A 17,012-nucleotide genomic window follows, 5' to 3' on the forward strand; every position below is an offset into this window, starting at 1 on the left:
CACCCCGGCCGTCCTGATGCTGGAAGACGGCCGCAGCTTCCGCGGGCGTGCCTACGGCGCGCAGGGAACGGCCCTGGGCGAAGCGGTGTTCGCCACCGGCATGACCGGATACCAGGAGACCATCACCGACCCCTCCTATGCCCGGCAGCTCGTGGTCCAGACGGCCCCGCATATCGGCAACACCGGCGTAAACGGCGACGACGCCGAGTCCCGGCGCATCTGGGTGGCCGGGTACATTGTGCGCGACGCCGCCCGCCGCCCCTCCAGCTGGCGTTCCGAATCCACCTTGGACGAGCAGCTGGCGGAACAGGGCGTCGTCGGCATCTCCGGCGTCGACACCCGCGCCGTGACGCGGCACCTGCGCGAACGCGGCGCCATGAAGGCCGGGATCTTCTCCGGGGCCGACGCCGAACGTCCGGACAGCGAACTGCTCGCCGAGGTCCGTGCCCAGCAGGGTATGGAGGGCGCACGGCTGGCCGAAGAGGTCAGCGTGGACGAAACCTACCTCATTGACCCGGCGGACCACGGGTGGGCCGGCGAACCGCTGTTCACCGTCGCCGCCATCGACCTGGGCATCAAGTCCATGACGCCGGTGCGCCTGGCCGAACGCGGCATCCGCACCTACGTGCTGCCCGCCGCCGCCACCTTCGAGGACATCAAAGCCCTCAACGCCGACGGCGTGTTTATGTCCAACGGCCCCGGCGACCCGGCCACCGCCGACGTCCAGGTGGACCTGCTGCGCGAAGTGCTGGACGCCCGCATCCCGTTCTTCGGGATCTGCTTCGGCAACCAGATCCTCGGCCGCGCCCTGGGCTTCGGCACCTACAAGCTGCGCTACGGGCACCGCGGGATCAACCAGCCCGTCATGGACCGGCGGACCGGCAAGGTGGAAATCACCAGCCAGAACCACGGGTTCGCCGTCGACGCCCCGCTGGACGGCCCCGTCACCGCACCCGAGGCCCGCTACGGCCCGGTGGAGGTCAGCCACGTGAGCCTGAACGACGACGTCGTCGAGGGCCTCGCCTGCCTCGACATCCCCGCCTTCTCGGTCCAGTACCACCCCGAGGCTGCCGCCGGACCGCACGACTCCGCGTACCTCTTCGACCGCTTCGTGGACCTGATGGCCGCCAGCAAGAGCAAGGAAAGCATCTAATGCCCCGCAGAACCGACCTCAAGTCCGTCCTGGTCATCGGCTCCGGCCCGATCGTCATCGGCCAGGCCGCGGAATTCGACTACTCCGGAACGCAGGCCCTGCGGGTGCTCAAGGAGGAGGGCCTGCGGGTCATCCTCGTGAACTCCAACCCGGCCACCATCATGACCGACCCGGAATTCGCCGACGCCACGTACGTGGAACCGATCACCCCCGAGGTGGTCGAGAAGATCATCGCCAAGGAACGGCCCGACGCGATCCTGCCCACCCTCGGCGGACAGACCGCACTGAACACCGCCATCGCCCTGGACAAGAGCGGTGCGCTGGAGAAGTACAACGTGGAACTGATCGGCGCGAACATCGCCGCGATCGAACTCGGCGAAGACCGCGAGAAGTTCAAGGGCGTCGTCGAGCGCTGCGGTGCCGAATCCGCGAAGTCGATCATCGTGCACAGCATGGACGAGGCCTTCGCCGCCGCGGAGGAACTGGGCTACCCGATGGTGGTCCGGCCCTCCTTCACGATGGGCGGGCTCGGCTCCGGCCTGGCTTACAACGCCGAGGACCTGCGCCGCATTGCCGGCGCCGGCATCCAGTACAGCCCCACCTCCGAGGTGTTGCTCGAAGAGAGCATCCTGGGCTGGAAGGAATACGAACTGGAAATGATGCGGGACAAGAACGACAACGTGGTTGTTGTCTGTTCCATCGAAAACTTCGATCCGGTGGGCGTGCACACCGGCGACTCGATCACCGTGGCCCCGGCCATGACCCTCACCGACCGCGAGTACCAGAAGCTGCGCAACATCGCGATCGCCGTGATCCGCGAGGTAGGCGTGGACACCGGCGGCTGCAACATCCAGTTCGCCATCGAGCCGGACACCGGCCGCGTGGTGGTCATTGAAATGAATCCCCGCGTGTCCCGCTCCTCGGCCCTGGCATCCAAGGCCACCGGCTTCGCCATCGCCAAGATCGCCACGAAGCTTTCCCTCGGCTACACCCTGGACGAGATTCCGAACGACATCACCAAGAAGACCCCGGCGTCGTTCGAGCCCACCCTGGACTACGTGGTGGTGAAGGTTCCGCGGTTCGCGTTCGAGAAGTTCCCGGCCGCGGATCCCACGCTGACCACCACCATGAAGTCCGTGGGCGAGGCCATGGCCATCGGCCGCAACTTCACCGAAGCCCTGCAGAAGGCGCTGCGTTCCCTGGAGCAGAAGGGCTCTTCGCTGTCCTTCGATCCGGTGGACGCCGCCGACGTGCCCGGACTCATTGAGGCTTCCCGGCGGCCCACCACCGCCCGGCTGCAGCAGGTGCAGCAGGCCCTGCTGGGCGGGGCAACGATCGAGGAACTCTTCGAAGCCACCGGCATCGACCCCTGGTACCTGGACCAGCTGGTGCTCATCAACGAAACCGCCGAGCAGATCCGTGCCACGCCGTCGGTCAACGAGGACATTCTCCGTCTGGCCAAGCGGCACGGCTTCTCCGACGAGCAGATCGGTGCACTGACCAACACCCCCGAAGCAGTGGTGCGCGGCGTCCGGCACGCCCTAAACGTGCGGCCGGTCTACAAGACAGTGGACACCTGCGCCGCCGAATTCGCCGCGTACACGCCGTACCACTACTCCTCGTATGACGAGGAGGACGAGGTGGCCGAGCACGCCAAGCCGTCCATCATCATCCTCGGTTCGGGCCCGAACCGGATCGGGCAGGGCATCGAGTTCGACTACTCCTGCGTCCACGCGACCATGGCACTGCGCGAAGCCGGCCACGAGACGGTGATGATCAACTGCAACCCGGAAACCGTTTCCACCGACTACGACATCTCCGACCGGCTCTACTTCGAGCCGCTGACCCTGGAGGATGTGCTGGAGGTCATCGCCGCCGAACAGCGCACCGGCGGGGTCCTGGGCGTCTTCGTCCAGCTCGGCGGGCAGACACCGCTGAAGCTGGCGCAGGCCCTGGCCGACGCCGGCGTGCCCATCCTGGGCACCTCGCCCGCCGCAATCGACCTGGCCGAACACCGCGGTGCGTTCCAGCAGGTCCTGGATGAGGGCGGACTGACCGCACCCAAGAACGGCACGGCCGTGTCCTTCGAGGACGCCAAGCGGGTGGCGGATGAGATCGGCTACCCCGTCCTGGTCCGCCCGTCCTATGTCCTGGGCGGCCGCGGCATGGAAATTGTCTACGACGAAGCCAACCTCTCCCGCTACATCGCCAACGCCACCGAGATCACCCCGGACCATCCGGTCCTGGTGGACCGGTTCCTGGAAGACGCCATCGAGATCGACGTCGACGCGCTCTTCGACGGCACCGACCTCTACGTGGGTGGAATCATGGAGCACATCGAGGAGGCCGGCATCCATTCCGGCGACTCGGCCTGTGTGCTGCCGCCCATCACCTTCGGCACCGACGTGATCGACCGGGTCCGTGAGGCCACCCGGGTGATCGCCGCCGGCGTCGGCGTCCGCGGCCTGATCAACATCCAGTTCGCCCTGGCCTCGGACATCCTCTACGTCATCGAAGCCAACCCGCGGGCCTCCCGGACGGTGCCGTTTGTCTCCAAGGCCACCGGCGTCCAGCTGGCCAAGGCCGCCGCGCTGATCGGCACCGGCAGCAGCATCGCCGAGCTGCGGGCCGCCGGCAAGCTGACCGCCGTGGGCGACGGGTCCACCCTGCCGCTGGACGCCCCCGTGGCCGTGAAGGAAGCGGTGCTGCCGTTCAGCCGGTTCCGCACACCGGAAGGCACCGTGGTGGACTCCCTGCTGGGCCCGGAAATGCGGTCCACCGGCGAGGTCATGGGCATCGACAAGTACTTCGACACCGCCTTCGCCAAGTCCCAGGCCGCCGCCAACAGTGCCCTGCCCACCGCCGGCAAGGTCTTCGTGTCGGTGGCGAACCGGGATAAGCGCTCCATCATCATGCCGGTGAAGCGGATGACCGACCTCGGCTTCGAGATTCTCTCCACGGGCGGCACCGCCGAGGTGCTGCGCCGCAACGGCATTGCCGCCACCGTGGTGCGCAAGGTCGGCGAAGGTACGGGACCGAACGGGGAAGGGACCGTCGTCGACCTGATTACCGCCGGCGAAATCAACCTCGTGGTCAACACGCCTTCCGGTGGTCAGGCCCGCGGCGACGGCTACGAAATCCGTGCCGCGGCTACGTCCATCGGCTGCCCCGTGGTCACCACCGTTTCCGAGTTCGGTGCTGCGGTCCAGGCAATCGAAGCAATGCGTTCCTACGAATGGGACGTGACCTCACTGCAGGAACACGCGGCCCGGTTGAAGGCAGCCGGTGCCTGAGGCGCGACCCGCTTTCGGCACACGGCTGCGCGCGGCCATGGACCGCCGCGGGCAGCTGTGCGTCGGCATTGATCCGCATCCCGGCCTGTTGGCCGAGTGGGGCCTGAACGACGACGCCGCCGGGCTGGAGCGTTTCTCCCTCACCGTCCTCGCGGCGGTGGGGGAACAGGTTGCAGCCGTGAAGCCGCAGGCGGCGCTGTATGAACGCCACGGATCCGCCGGGATCGCGGTCCTCGAACGCCTGCTGGCGGCCTGTTCGGACGCCGGCGTGCTCAGTATCGCCGACGCCAAGCGCGGGGACATCGGCTCCACGATGGCCGCCTATGCGGACGCGTGGCTGCGGGACGGTTCGCCGCTGGCAGCCGACGCCGTGACACTCAGTCCGTATCTCGGGTTCGAATCACTGCGGCCCGCCCTGGACCTCGCCGCTGCCAGCGGGCGGGGCGTGTTTGTCCTGGCACTGACGTCAAACCCGGAAGGGGCGTCCGTTCAGCACGTCGGCGCCGGGGGAGCGGCACGCTCCGTAGCGGCCCGGATCGTGGACGCGGCAGCGGCGGAAAATGCCGGCGCGGGAGTGGTTCCCGGGACGGAGCTGGGTTCCGTGGGACTTGTGGTGGGCGCGACCGTCGGCACGGCACTGGCGGACCTGGAGATTGACCTCGCGGCCTCGCGTGCCCCGCTGCTCGCACCGGGACTGGGCGCCCAGGGCGCCACGGCCGCCGACCTGCGCGCAACCTTCGCTGCGGCGTACCCCAACGTCCTGGCGACCTCCAGCCGCGGCATCCTGCGGGCCGGCCCCGATCCCCGGGCCCTGCGCGAGGCAGCGCTGCGGACCGGAGCGGAGCTGGCATCCGTACGCTAGCGGAGCGGCGTGTGGTGCGAAGCGGTTTCCATTGCAATTGGGCTTCGATTACGGATAGGTTCGGACCTACCAGCAGAGCCGCTGACAGCGGTGTGTCCTCGTCCGGGAGAGTCTCTTGAACCTCAAGCCACTGACCGAAGCCGAGCGTACGCTGGCCCGCGAAAAGGCCACTGCGGCCCGGGCTGTCCGCGCCGAGGTCAAGTCACGAATCAAGTCCGGTGACCTCAGCATCGAAGAAGTCATCCTGTCCCGTTCCGGAGAGGAAGCAATCGGCCGGCTGAAGGTCATGGACCTGCTGCGCGCCCTGCCTGGTGTCGGGGAGCGCCGCGCAGCTGGAATAATGGCTACGGTAGGTATCGCGCCGACCCGCCGGGTCCGGGGGTTGGGCGTGCATCAGCGCAAGGCGCTGATAGACCTGCTGGCGGGCCATTAGGCTCCGGAGGCCAGCAATAACAACGAGTGAATGAGGTTTACGTGTCGCAACCGCGGCTGACAGTTCTGGCAGGTCCAACCGCAGTTGGCAAGGGCACTGTATCCACCTATATCCGGGACAACTATCCCGAGGTCTGGCTTTCCGTCTCGGCCACCACCCGTGCCCCCCGGCCGGGCGAAGAAGACGGCGTACATTACTTCTTTGTGAGCGCCGAAGAGTTCGACGAAATGGTTGAAAAGGACCAGATGCTCGAGTGGGCAGTGGTCCACGGACGCAACCGCTACGGAACCCTGCGCCGCACCGTCGAGGCAGCCATGGCCGAGGGCCGCAGCGTGTTGCTGGAGATCGATCTGCAGGGTGCCCGGCAGGTTAAGAAGTCCATGCCGGAGGCGAATTTCGTGTTCCTGGCCCCGCCCACATGGGATGAAATGGTGCGGCGCCTGGTGGGGCGCGGAACCGAAACGTCCGAAGAGCAGCAGCAACGGCTGGAAACCGCTAAACTGGAACTTGCTGCCGAGTCCGAGTTCGATCACACCGTCATTAATGATGACGTCCAGCGGGCTGCAGCTGAGCTTGTATCACTCATGGGAATCAGTCCGCGCACGCGCTGACAAACCGCGAATCCCGTTCAAGAATTTTGGAGAACCCTGTGTCTGAAGGCATCATCAACCCGCCGATCGACGACCTGCTCGAAGCAGCCGATTCCAAGTACGCGCTGGTCATCTACGGTGCCAAGCGCGCCCGCCAGATCAACGCCTACTACTCCCAGCTGCACGAGGGTCTGTTCGAGTACGTCGGCCCGCTGGTGGAAACCAAGCTGAACGAAAAGCCGTTGTCCATCGCCCTGCGCGAGATCAACGACGGCATGCTCGTGGTGCGCCCGAACGAGAACGCCGAGTAAAGCTCAGCGAACACAAGGGGGAAGGCAGCAGCGTGCGCATAGTCCTGGGCGTCGGCGGCGGAATCGCCGCGTACAAGGCCGCGTCGCTGCTGCGGCTTTTCACCGAGGCCGGGCACAACGTCACCGTTGTCCCTACTGAATCCTCCAAGCAGTTCGTCGGCGTCTCCACCTGGGAGGCGCTCTCGGGCAACCCCGTCTCCTCCTCCGTCTTCGACGAAGTGGAGAAGGTTAACCATGTGCGGCTCGGACATGAAGCGGATCTGATCGTGGTGGCCCCGGCCACTGCGGACCTGCTGGCCCGGGCTGCCGCCGGCCAGGCGAACGACCTGCTCACCAACACCCTGCTGATGGCCCGCGGGCCGGTGGTTTTCGCGCCGGCCATGCATACCGAAATGTGGATGCATCCCGCAACCACCGCCAACGTCGCAACCCTGCGCAGCCGGGGCGCCGTGGTGCTGGAGCCGGGCATCGGACGGCTTACCGGCAAGGACACCGGCCCCGGCCGCCTGCCGGAACCTGAGGCTATCTTCACCGCCGCACTGGCCGCCGTCAAAGCAGCCGCCGAAGCTAAAGCAGCCGCCGAAGCCGCCCAGCCGGCATCCGCCCCCGGCGCGCTGGCCGGCACCACCGTCACTATCACTGCCGGCGGCACCCGTGAACCGCTGGACCCGGTCCGGTTCCTCGGCAACCGCTCCTCAGGAAAGCAGGGGACAGCGCTGGCCGAAGCGGCTCTGGCGGCCGGCGCCCGGGTGCGGCTCATAGCGGCGCACATGGACGTTCCGGCGCCGAGCGGCGTCGAGCTTCTCCGCGTTGAAACAGCCCTCGAACTGCGTACCGCTGTGCATGCGGCTGCCGCGGACTCCGACGTCGTGATCATGGCCGCTGCTGTGGCGGATTTCCGTCCCTCACAGGTGGTGGACACCAAAATCAAGAAGCGCGACGACGAAGCTGATCCCGTGATTACCCTCGTCCGGAATCCCGACATCCTGCGCGAACTGGTCCAGGCGCGCGACGCAGCCGAAACACGCACCCCCAAGCTCATTGTCGGCTTTGCTGCCGAAACCGGAGATGCCACCTCCGATGTGCTCGAATACGGGCGTAAGAAGCTTGCCCGCAAGGGCTGCGACCTGCTGGTCCTCAACCGGGTCGGCAAATCCCTTGTCTTCGGCCAGGACGAAACCGAGGTGAGGATTCTCTCACCGGCAGACGCCGCAGAGGATGCAGGCGAGAGCGCTGCCGGTACCAAAGCCGACGTTTCGGCACGCATCATCGCGCGGATTTCCGCCGAGCTCGCTGCACGCACCGCCTGAGGCTGCGCACCCTGCGCGTGCTTGGATGGTCGGTGCGGCCCGGTAGAGTAAATCCCGTGACTTCTACTTCCTCTCCCGCTAAGCCGCAGTCCAATCTGCGCCTTTTCACCTCGGAATCCGTCACTGAGGGCCACCCGGACAAAATCTGTGACCAGATCAGTGACGCAATCCTCGACGGCCTGCTCAAGGTTGACCCCGAGTCCCGGGTAGCCGTTGAAACCCTGGTGACCACCGGACTGGTGCACGTCGCCGGAGAAGTAACCACCGAGGGTTACGTTGAAATCCCGCAGCTGGTGCGCGACACCATCCTGGACATTGGTTACGATTCCTCGGCCAACGGCTTCGACGGCGCCCGCTGCGGCGTGTCCGTCTCCATCGGCCAGCAGTCCCCGGAAATTGCTTCAGGCGTGTTCAACTCCCTGGAGAACCGGACCGGGAAGGTCGTTGACCCCTATGACGCCCAGGGCGCGGGGGACCAGGGTATCATGTTCGGCTACGCCAGCGACGAGACCTCGGTACTTATGCCCACGCCTATCTGGCTGGCACACCGGCTCTCCGAACGCCTCACCACTGTCCGCAAGGACGGCACCCTTCCGTACCTGCGCCCTGACGGCAAGACCCAGGTCACCGTGGGGTACGACGGCGACCGGCCGGTTTCCGTGGACTCCGTGGTTGTCTCCACGCAGCACGCTGCGGAGCTGGACCTGGAACAACTGCGGGCCGACATGGTGGAGTACGTGGTCAACCCCGTCCTCGCCGGCACCGACCTCGACATCTCGGACGTCGAGCACATCATCAACCCGGGCGGCCCGTTCGTCATCGGCGGCCCCGTCGGTGATGCCGGCCTCACCGGCCGCAAGATCATCGTTGACACCTACGGCGGATTCGCCCGCCACGGCGGCGGTGCCTTCAGCGGCAAGGACCCGAGCAAGGTAGACCGTTCCGCGGCCTACGCCATGCGCTGGGTAGCCAAGAACGTGGTTGCCGCCGGTCTGGCCCGGCGTGCCGAAATCCAGATTGCCTACGCCATCGGCATGGCCCGCCCCGTAGGCATCTATGTTGAAACCTTCGGCACCGAAACAGTGGACCCGGCCCGGATTGCCGACGCTGTGAAGGAAGTCTTCGACCTGCGTCCGCTGGGCATCATCAACGGCCTGGACCTCAAGCGTCCCATCTACCAGCGGACTGCCGCCCACGGCCACTTCGGCCGCGAGGACGAAGGTTTCACCTGGGAGCGCAAGGACAAGGTCGAGGACCTCCGCAGCTACTTCAACGTGTAGCCGGCCATGGCCGCCGACGACACCACTGAGGCCGTGCAGCTTTCCCTGCTGCACGGCTTCACGCCGTCGGCAAAACCCGTGGGCAAGGCGCAGCCGGCTTCCGCCCTGCCGATTGCCCGCGTCCTGCTGGATTCCCCGCTGCCGCACCTGGACCGTCCCTTTGACTATCTGGTCCCGGCTGACCTCGACACCGACGCTGTGCCGGGCGCCCGGGTCAAAGTCCGGTTCGGCGGCCAGGAACTCCCGGGATTCATCACCGAACGGGTGGCCGAAGCGGACACCACTGCCCGGTTGATGCCGCTGGGGAAGGTAATCTCCCCGCAGCCCGTGCTTTCCCCGCAGATCCTGCGCCTGGCCGAGGCCGTCGCCGCACGCTACGCCGGAACGGTCCACGATGTGCTGCGCGTAGCCATTCCGCCGCGTGCGGCGCGGGTGGAGAAGGAATTTACTCCCGAGGCCCGGGCGGAATCCGCTGACGCCGGCTCTGGTGCCGACGGCGAGTCCGGTACGGGCGACGACTCCGGTACGGGCGGCGGCTCGTCGGCGGTGCCGGCCGTCGCCGTGCCCGGACCGGCCGACGCCGTGCCTGGACCGGAAGGGGCCGGAGCCAACCCGCTGGCACGCTATCCGCACGGACCGCGGTTCCTGACCCATCTGGCCGCGGGCCACCGCCCCCGCGCTGTGCTCTCCTCGCTGGGCGGCTACGGCCCGCAGGATTGGCCTGCCGAAATTGCCGAGGCTGTCCGGTCCACGCTGCTCTCCGGGCGGGGCGCCGTCGTCGTCGTTCCCGACAACAAGGACCTCTCCCGGGTGCAGTCCGCGCTTACTGCCCGGATCGGGGCAGATGCCTTTGTCCGGTTGACGGCCGAAGACGGACCCACGCCGCGCTACCGCAGTTTCCTCCAGCTGCTGCACGGTGATGTCCGCGTGGCCATCGGTACCCGTTCGGCCGCCTATGCGCCGGTGCGGGATCTCGGCCTGGCCGTTATCTGGGATGACGCAGACGACCTGCACGCCGAACAGCGGGCGCCCTACCAGCACACCCGCGACGTACTCCTGCTGCGTGCCGAGCTGGAAGGCGCAGCCCTGCTCCTGGCATCCCATTCGCGCAGCACTGAGGCACAACGGCTGGTCGCCAGCGGCTGGGCGGCCGGTATAGCCGCCGAACGCTCCACCGTCCGGGCGCATGCCCCGCGGGTGGTCAGCACTACCGATTCCTTCACGATGGAACGCGATCCCTTGGCTGCCCGGGCCCGGATACCGCACGCAGCGTGGAAGGCGGCGCAGGACGGACTGACGCGCGGACCGGTGCTGGTCCAGGTGGCCCGGACCGGTTTCTCGCCGGCGTTGTCCTGCCAGGAATGCCGGGAACCCGCCCGCTGCCGGAACTGCTCCGGTCCGTTGGGCCTGGCCAGCAGGAACGGTATTCCGGCATGCCGCTGGTGCGGGCGGCCGGAACCCATGTGGCATTGCGGCAACTGCGGCGGAACCCAGCTGCGGGGCTCCACCGCCGGTGCCGGGCGCACCGCCGAGGAACTGGGCCGTGCGTTCCCCTCCACCACTGTGATTTCGTCCGCCGGCGACCACATCCGGACCGAGATTCCGGACACCCCGGCCCTGGTCGTCGCCACCCCCGGAGCCGAACCCGTAGCTCCGGGCGGCTACGCCGCAGCCATCCTGCTGGACGGCAATGCGATGCTGTCCCGGGAATCGCTGCGGGCGGGGGAGGACACCCTGCGCCGCTGGTTTACGGCGGCAGCGCTGGTCCGCCCGGCAACGGAAAAAGGCCTCGTGGTTGTCACAGCCGATGATTCGGCAACGGTCGGCCATCTGCTCCGTTGGGACCCGGCTTCGGCGGCGGAACGCGAACTGGAGCTGCGGCGTGAACTGGGTTTGCCTCCGGCCGTACGGTATGCCGAACTGAGCGGGTCGAGGGAAGGGCTTGACGCGTTTATCACTCGGCTCGAGCTGCCTGAGGGTGTCCGGGCCGTGGGGCCGGCGCCTCTGGCACCCGCAGTGGTTCCGCCGTCCGGCAACTCCCAGCAACGGGACAGCAGGTCTCCGGAAGGCCAGCTGGGCGGGGCCGGTGGACGCTACCGGACACTCCTGTTTTTCCCGTACACGGCCGCACCTGCGATTACGGCGGCCCTGCGTTCTACCAAGGCTGCTGCCTCTGCCCGCCGGACGGGCGATCCCGTCTACATTCGAGTGGACGGAACTGACGTCCTTTAACGTCCTTTAGATCCAGGCGTCCGGCGGCGGGTTCCTGCGGCAGTTCTTGCTTACAGCTGGCGAGTTCCTGAAGCAATTCTTACTTACGGCAGCTCGAGTTCCTGGGGCAGTTCCTACTTACAGCAGCTCGAACAGGACCGCGCTGGCGCCGAGGAGGGAAAGCAAAGCCAGCTGGGCGGCGCCGCCCAACCGGGACAAACGGCCAAACAGTCCACGGGGTACTCCGTGGATCATCCAGTACCGATGATTGACAGTTGGCAGCCTCACTGCTGCGTCCCCTTTCCCGGTCGCCGGAATCTAGTGGCTGCAGCTGTGGCTGCCACCTTCTTGCCCCGGCCCGATCCGTTTCATGGCGTACATTTCCCAGTATCCCGCCCCGTGGAAAGCGGAATTGACCGGAATCGGGGTGAAGTTTGCCACTGGGTGTGCACCGGTGGCGGGTACAACGAAGGGCTCCGGATCTCCGGAGCCCTTCGTCGCAGAAAATGTGGTCAGGGATTAGGCCCCAACGGTTTCACGGCTGGTACCTTCGACTGCGCTGCTTTCGACTGTTTCGCCGTTGATGGCGGAAGATTCCGTTGAGGTTTGGACGGCGATCTTGCGGGGCTTGGCCCGCTCAACCACGGGGATGATGACACTGAGGACGCCGTTCTCGTACTGGGCGGAAATCTGTTCAGTGTCGATCCCCTGGCCAAGGTTGAGCTGGCGCAGGAAGTTACCGGCTTCCCGTTCACGCGTGAGCCACTTGACCCCGTCCGCGTTCTGCAGTGTGCGCTGGGCCCGGATTGTCAGCAGCTGGCCGTCGACGTCAATGTCGATGGATCCGGGATCGATCCCGGGGAGATCTGCTGCGAGGATGTACTGGTCGCCTTGCCGGTAGAGGTCCATGGGCATGCCGCGCAGGGTTCCTTCGCCACGCAGTGCCTGAGCCATGCGGTCCAGTTCCTGGAACGGATCAAACTTCATAGCCATGGTGGTACCAACTCCTTCTACGTGATCGCTTTTTCAGCGGTGCCGAGATTCAGTTCCAAAGTTGAGTCAGCAACACTCAACTTGCGAAAATGAGATTAGCACTCTCGTGGGGCGAGTGCCAACTACTTTTTCTGGTGATGAATTTGTGGCCTTAGCGGCTGCCGGAGCGATCCGTCCGAACTGCCGCCAGGCGTGCCAGTTCCTGAACCTCGCCCGGGGAACCGCGCCAGGGAGCCCCGTGTCCGGGGAGCACCCATGTGGCGTCGAGGCCGGCCAGTCGGTTCAGGGAATTGAGGGCTAATGCAGGGTCATCGGTGAACGGTGCGGGCCGGATGCCGGTCTGCCCTGTCAGTACGTCGCGCGTGGTGAGGGCATCCCCGACAAAGACCGCATCCGCAACCGGAACGTACACGGCGACGCTCCCCGGAGAGTGTCCCGGCAGGGCGATGACGCGCGGTGAACCCGGAAGCGGGAGGACATCTCCGTCGGCCACTTCGGATACCTGGGTGAGGTACGTTGGGCGCCAGCCCCGCTTGCGCAGCGCGTAGGCGAAGAACCGAACCACGGGGCCCGGCCGCATGGGGCCCATTGCAGGCTTTGGCTTCTTGCCGCCGCGAGCACGGTCTGCGTCTTCGGAATGGACGAAGACGGGCACGTTCTGGCTTCGGCGCAGTCTTTCTGCAAAGCCGATGTGGTCGCTGTCGCCGTGGGTCAGGACCACCCCGCGTATGTCATCCAGGCTTCGACCCATGGATTTAAGCTCGGCGAGCAGATCGTTCCAGTGCCCGGGGAGTCCCGTGTCGATCACGGTAATCCCGTCGTCGGTGTCGACCAAATAAGCAGCCACGATGTCGTTTCCGATGCGGTGCAGATGCGGTCCAAGCTTCACGGGTCCTCCTTCTGATGACAATTAGCCGATCCGTGAGGGCTGAGTTGGCAACTGGCTTCTGGCCCTCGCTAGCTGGTTGGCCGCCACTATAGCCACGTGCTTCCATCTGCGGCAGCCCTCCGGGGTTCGCCTTTAGGCGGCCCAGACAAAATCAGCTATGCATGCTTCAACGGGGGAGTCCGGTGAACGCGCCGGGGGACGGGCCAGGGGAGGCGTCGGGTTCTCTTGCAGGTGAGCCGGGTGGTCTTGCGGACGTGCCAGCCGCGGTAGTGTTCCGGGCGGCTCCGCCCCTGGTAAAGCAGTCCCGGCCAACGCAGTCCCGGGCAATGTCGTCCCGGGCAGGGGCGGAGCGGTGGAACGATACGTGTGGCCGGTCGGCGTCGTCGTGTCCACCGTGTGTCCTTCGGTCGCTGTGTTTACCGGGCGTCCGGGTCCCGCGTTGATGCCGGTGTCTGCTTCGGCCTCCGGCCTGCTCCTTCGGACTGGTTCTGCACGCCACCCGGGCGCTTCCTTTGCATGGTTACATGCCTCGCATAGTCCCTGCCCGTTGGAGGCACTGGTGGGTCCGCCGCGGTTGTGAGGGCGGATATGGTCCAGATGGCGGATTGGTGCTCCGCACCAGGGCATTCGGCAGGCAGTGTCCCGGGCCGCGATGAACCGTGCCAGGGACTTGGGAAACAGCCGTGCGCGGGAATCCATCGCCACCAGCTCTCCGGTGTCCGGAGCCGTGTACAGCCTCCGGACCCAGTGTTCCGCGTGCTTGTCGGAGCCGCCCATGGCTTGGTCCTTAGTCCGGCCCCGGCTGCTCTGGTGCCGTCTGCTCGGGCCCCGCCGGCTCCGACGCCGAACCAGATCCCTAGCCCACTGCGCCGGCACCGGACCGTACCCGGGTACCAGCGCCGGTTCCGAATCGCCTGCCAGTAAGGTCCGGTCGGTCATTACCAGCTGGATCTCCACCTTCGTCGAGCCCGCATCTCCCAGCCCGGTGATCCGTTCCACCAGGGTGTCCGCCATGATCTGGCCCCGCCCCCTTGAGTCGCCGGCGGCGCGCAGCCGGTCAGCCTCGTGAGATAGCGCCGTGTAGACGCCCACTCCCTGCGCCACGGGCAGTAATCCGGTGAGATACGTCATGGTGTCCGGCGCCGGACGGCAGGAGACAAACCGTTCAGAGGCTGCTTTCGCGGCGCGGTTCACTGCCGCCCGCGGGTCCAATCGGTATGCGGCAGCCTTGGCGCGGGCGATGATCTGCCGGTCACCCAGGGACTCCAGCAGGCCGGCATCACCTGCCACTTCTTCATCCACTTGCCGCCGGTCTTCGAGGGAGAGGCAAGCTGTCTCGCGCACCAGGAGTGTGGCCCGCCATTCGCTGATCTTTCCGAAGGACAGAGCCTGCATTGTGTACGGCATCTCCGAGGTCAGGGCTTTTGCCAAGCCGAGCAGCCGTCCGCCCTTGTTGGCGGATTCCCGCCGGGCCAGTGCGATCTGTGAAGCTACCCCTCGCCCCAACTCTTCCTTCCGCAGGCCGGCGTGTTTCTGCTTGCTCCGCTGTGAGGCGTCGAATGCCGCTGCGATCCGTGCCTGCGCTGCGGCAGCGGCACCCTTCAGTTCCTCAAGCGCCCGCAGTTGGTCGATCAGTTCCGAATCCGATGCGATTTCCGAAATTGAGCCCTCCTGCGTCGGAAGGGGGTTAGGTTCGAACTCAGCTGCCAAGTACTCCACCCAGGCGTCAAACACTGCGGATTGGGCCTCCAGCGGGCCCTTCCGATGATGATCAACCGATGGCAGATATTCGAACATGTGTTCGAGTCTAGTGTTCGGTTTGACTGCATAAAAGGCCAAAACTACGCGACTCAATACCTGTTTTTTGACGGGCACTGTGCGCTGTGGGAGCGGCGTCGGTCACAGACCCAGATGGTCCTCCGGAGCCGGTTGCACCGCGCTTCGAAACCCATTAGGTACCAGCACTATCAGTCGACGCCTGGCTGGTCGCAGCCTTCGTCATTGGAAGTGTCATCAGTCTTTACGGTGTTGTCCGACCCGAAAGCGCCGCTGCCGCTCCGTTCCCCGGTCGGCCGAAGCCCGCGCTGTTTCCATCAAAGCCTGGGCCTCACCCGGCCAGCCCGCGCCGGGCGGCCAGCCAGGCGTAGATCAGCCGTGCCGTATGCCTGCCGTGGCTGCGCAGGTGCGGACTTGATGCCACCTCGGGCTTGCAGCCCGAGTCGATCATGCAGTTGAGCAGCGACGCCAGCCACGCGTCAATATGGTCAGCCGGGACGTCCCGGGTAAGCGCCGACCGCCGGAGTTCGGCGTCGACGTCGAGCCCGTCACCACGCACGTAAGGAAGTACCCCGACCCAGTCCAGCCAGGGAGCGCCGGTCCCGAGGAAATTCCAATCGCAGAACAGTGCCCGCCCGGAGCTGACCAGGATATTGTCCGGGCGCAGGTCTCCGTGAAGGACTGCATCACCTGCCAGGGCCTCGGGACACAGTTCCAGCAGTCCGGAAAACGTCCGGGCCTATTCGGCACTCAGCGTCGGCAGGAACCACGGCGCCGGACCGCCCTCGGCTACCGGCTCGAAAGTGGAGGGTATCCGGGCCACGTCTTCTGTAACGGGACGGCCGGCAGCATCCTGCGGGAAGTTCGCCAAGAGGCCGGCGGCGGTGTTGCAGGAGTCCTCGACGGCGAGCAGGTCGCCGCTGGTCCACGGCTGGCCTGGCATGCGTCCGTCCACCGCCTCATAAACGAGCAGCTGCCAGTCGGTGCCCTCCGCCGCCAGGCATTCGGCGGCAAGCAGCGCCGGCATGGGCATGCCCGCAGGCATCAAGGGCACCACCTGCGATTCGCGCACGCATGACGGGTAAGTGACAGTGTCCGACGCCGGTGCCGCCTTCACGAAGACGCGCACCCCGGCGTCGTTCCCGAGAACCGCGGCGAAACCGGGCGTGAAGCCGCCGCCCGCCGGCTGCACCGATGTGATGCTGCCGCCCAGATATGTACGGAGCCGCAACTGCAGGACTGCCGGCAACCCGGCCCAGGGACGCCTGGCGGCCGTGCGGCGGTAATCGGGGATGCTCTGCATTCGGAACAGCCTAGGGCAGCACTTGTGCCCAAGCAGGCAAGGGCGCATCCAGCGAGCCGCCACAAACGGGTTGTGCACAATTGAATTGTGCCCTACGGTGGGCTCATGAACGAATCCCTACAGCGGCAGGTGTGCTTCTCGCTGTACTCCGCCTCCCGGGCGGCTACGGCCCTCTATCGTCCGATGCTCGAAGAGATGGGGCTGACCTACCCGCAGTACCTGGTGATGTCGCTGCTCTGGGAGAAAGACGCCCAAAGCGTCCGGGACCTGGGCGAGGCACTGGACCTGGACTCCGGCACGCTTTCCCCGCTGCTCAAGCGGCTGGAGGCAGCGGACCTGGTGCAGCGGCGTCGTGCCGTCGAGGACGAGAGGCGCGTCCGTATCAACCTCACGGATGCCGGACGCGCACTTCAAAATGACGCCAGGAACCTGCCGGACCGGCTCGCAGCCTCCGCCGGACTGGCACCGCAGGACCTGCAGAGCCTGCAGGACACACTCGCCAAGGTTACTGCCGCACTGCGGCAGGCCGCGGCGAAGTGACGGCACCAATACCCGGCACCAATGCCCGGCACCAATACCTACCATCAACCCCGACAGTAAGGTTCATT

Annotated in this window: 16 protein-coding genes; 10 read left to right on the plus strand and 6 right to left on the minus strand. The window is 66.3% G+C overall.

Features of this window, described 5'->3' with window-relative positions; all coding sequences use genetic code 11:
• The first annotated feature begins 16 nt into the window (after window positions 1-16).
• From carA to NNX38_RS08485, 9 genes are all read left to right on the plus strand, one after another.
• Complete coding sequence (carA, locus tag NNX38_RS08445; protein ID WP_255797627.1) at window positions 17-1,153, plus strand: glutamine-hydrolyzing carbamoyl-phosphate synthase small subunit; 1,137 nt, start codon at window positions 17-19, stop codon at window positions 1,151-1,153.
• Entirely contained in the window at window positions 1,153-4,446 is a 3,294-nt protein-coding gene (gene carB, locus NNX38_RS08450) for a carbamoyl-phosphate synthase large subunit (RefSeq protein WP_255797584.1), read from the plus strand. Before carA ends, carB begins: the two co-directional genes overlap by 1 nt.
• Window positions 4,439-5,308, plus strand: a complete 870-nt coding sequence (gene pyrF, locus NNX38_RS08455) for an orotidine-5'-phosphate decarboxylase (RefSeq protein WP_255797585.1) — start codon at window positions 4,439-4,441, stop codon at window positions 5,306-5,308. The genes carB and pyrF overlap by 8 nt, the downstream gene beginning before the upstream one ends.
• 115 nt (window positions 5,309-5,423) lie before the next feature.
• Window positions 5,424-5,741 carry an integration host factor, actinobacterial type gene (gene mihF / locus NNX38_RS08460; protein WP_255797586.1) on the plus strand — a complete coding sequence of 106 codons (318 nt, stop codon included), beginning with the start codon at window positions 5,424-5,426 and terminating at the stop codon, window positions 5,739-5,741.
• Window positions 5,742-5,782: 41 nt separating this feature from the next.
• Window positions 5,783-6,352: a guanylate kinase gene (gmk, locus tag NNX38_RS08465; protein ID WP_255797587.1), complete on the plus strand. Its 570-nt coding sequence runs from the start codon at window positions 5,783-5,785 to the stop codon at window positions 6,350-6,352.
• Between the two features lie 26 nt (window positions 6,353-6,378).
• The gene (rpoZ, locus tag NNX38_RS08470; RefSeq protein WP_227921386.1) at window positions 6,379-6,642 is read left to right on the plus strand and encodes a DNA-directed RNA polymerase subunit omega; all 264 of its coding nucleotides are present in this window, start codon (window positions 6,379-6,381) and stop codon (window positions 6,640-6,642) included.
• Window positions 6,643-6,674: 32 nt separating this feature from the next.
• Window positions 6,675-7,952: a bifunctional phosphopantothenoylcysteine decarboxylase/phosphopantothenate--cysteine ligase CoaBC gene (gene coaBC, locus NNX38_RS08475; protein ID WP_255797588.1), complete on the plus strand. Its 1,278-nt coding sequence runs from the start codon at window positions 6,675-6,677 to the stop codon at window positions 7,950-7,952.
• 56 nt (window positions 7,953-8,008) lie between these two features.
• Window positions 8,009-9,232 carry a methionine adenosyltransferase gene (gene metK / locus NNX38_RS08480; RefSeq protein WP_255797589.1) on the plus strand — a complete coding sequence of 408 codons (1,224 nt, stop codon included), beginning with the start codon at window positions 8,009-8,011 and terminating at the stop codon, window positions 9,230-9,232.
• Between the two features lie 6 nt (window positions 9,233-9,238).
• Window positions 9,239-11,464, plus strand: a complete 2,226-nt coding sequence (locus tag NNX38_RS08485) for a primosomal protein N' (RefSeq protein WP_255797590.1) — start codon at window positions 9,239-9,241, stop codon at window positions 11,462-11,464.
• 117 nt (window positions 11,465-11,581) lie between these two features.
• Here the strand turns inward: NNX38_RS08485 and NNX38_RS08490 are convergent, their stop codons facing one another.
• From NNX38_RS08490 to NNX38_RS08515, 6 genes are all read right to left on the minus strand, one after another.
• Complete coding sequence (locus tag NNX38_RS08490; protein WP_255797591.1) at window positions 11,582-11,731, minus strand: hypothetical protein; 150 nt, start codon at window positions 11,729-11,731, stop codon at window positions 11,582-11,584.
• A 231-nt stretch (window positions 11,732-11,962) separates the two neighbouring features.
• Window positions 11,963-12,436, minus strand: coding sequence for an Hsp20/alpha crystallin family protein (locus NNX38_RS08495; RefSeq protein ID WP_255797592.1), 474 nt, complete (start codon window positions 12,434-12,436; stop codon window positions 11,963-11,965).
• Between the two features lie 151 nt (window positions 12,437-12,587).
• Complete coding sequence (locus NNX38_RS08500) at window positions 12,588-13,325, minus strand: MBL fold metallo-hydrolase (RefSeq protein WP_255797593.1); 738 nt, start codon at window positions 13,323-13,325, stop codon at window positions 12,588-12,590.
• 132 nt (window positions 13,326-13,457) lie between these two features.
• A complete protein-coding gene (locus NNX38_RS08505; RefSeq protein ID WP_255797594.1) occupies window positions 13,458-15,122 on the minus strand; it encodes an HNH endonuclease signature motif containing protein in 1,665 nt (554 codons plus the stop codon).
• A 310-nt stretch (window positions 15,123-15,432) separates the two neighbouring features.
• Window positions 15,433-15,822 (minus strand): phosphotransferase, encoded by a 390-nt coding sequence (locus NNX38_RS08510; protein WP_370646401.1) that lies wholly within the window; start codon window positions 15,820-15,822, stop codon window positions 15,433-15,435.
• Window positions 15,823-15,840: 18 nt separating this feature from the next.
• The gene (locus NNX38_RS08515; RefSeq protein WP_255797595.1) at window positions 15,841-16,404 is read right to left on the minus strand and encodes a hypothetical protein; all 564 of its coding nucleotides are present in this window, start codon (window positions 16,402-16,404) and stop codon (window positions 15,841-15,843) included.
• Between the two features lie 105 nt (window positions 16,405-16,509).
• Between NNX38_RS08515 and NNX38_RS08520 the strand changes: the two genes are divergently transcribed.
• Window positions 16,510-16,944 (plus strand): MarR family winged helix-turn-helix transcriptional regulator, encoded by a 435-nt coding sequence (locus NNX38_RS08520; protein ID WP_255797596.1) that lies wholly within the window; start codon window positions 16,510-16,512, stop codon window positions 16,942-16,944.
• Window positions 16,945-17,012: the final 68 nt, after the last annotated feature.

This window comes from Arthrobacter sp. zg-Y238, from assembly GCF_024385525.1.
Taxonomy (GTDB): domain Bacteria; phylum Actinomycetota; class Actinomycetes; order Actinomycetales; family Micrococcaceae; genus Arthrobacter_B; species Arthrobacter_B jinronghuae.

Excerpts from the sequence above, each read along its gene's own strand:
- carA (WP_255797627.1), top strand. The coding sequence starts at position 17 with ATGCTGGAAGACGGCCGCAGCTTCCGCGGGCGTGCCTACGGCGCGCAG.
- carB (WP_255797584.1), top strand. The coding sequence starts at position 1,153 with ATGCCCCGCAGAACCGACCTCAAGTCCGTCCTGGTCATCGGCTCCGGC.
- NNX38_RS08485 (WP_255797590.1), top strand. The coding sequence starts at position 9,239 with ATGGCCGCCGACGACACCACTGAGGCCGTGCAGCTTTCCCTGCTGCAC.
- NNX38_RS08495 (WP_255797592.1), bottom strand. The coding sequence starts at position 12,436 with ATGGCTATGAAGTTTGATCCGTTCCAGGAACTGGACCGCATGGCTCAG.
- NNX38_RS08505 (WP_255797594.1), bottom strand. The coding sequence starts at position 15,122 with ATGTTCGAATATCTGCCATCGGTTGATCATCATCGGAAGGGCCCGCTG.
- NNX38_RS08515 (WP_255797595.1), bottom strand. The coding sequence starts at position 16,404 with ATGCAGAGCATCCCCGATTACCGCCGCACGGCCGCCAGGCGTCCCTGG.
- NNX38_RS08520 (WP_255797596.1), top strand. The coding sequence starts at position 16,510 with ATGAACGAATCCCTACAGCGGCAGGTGTGCTTCTCGCTGTACTCCGCC.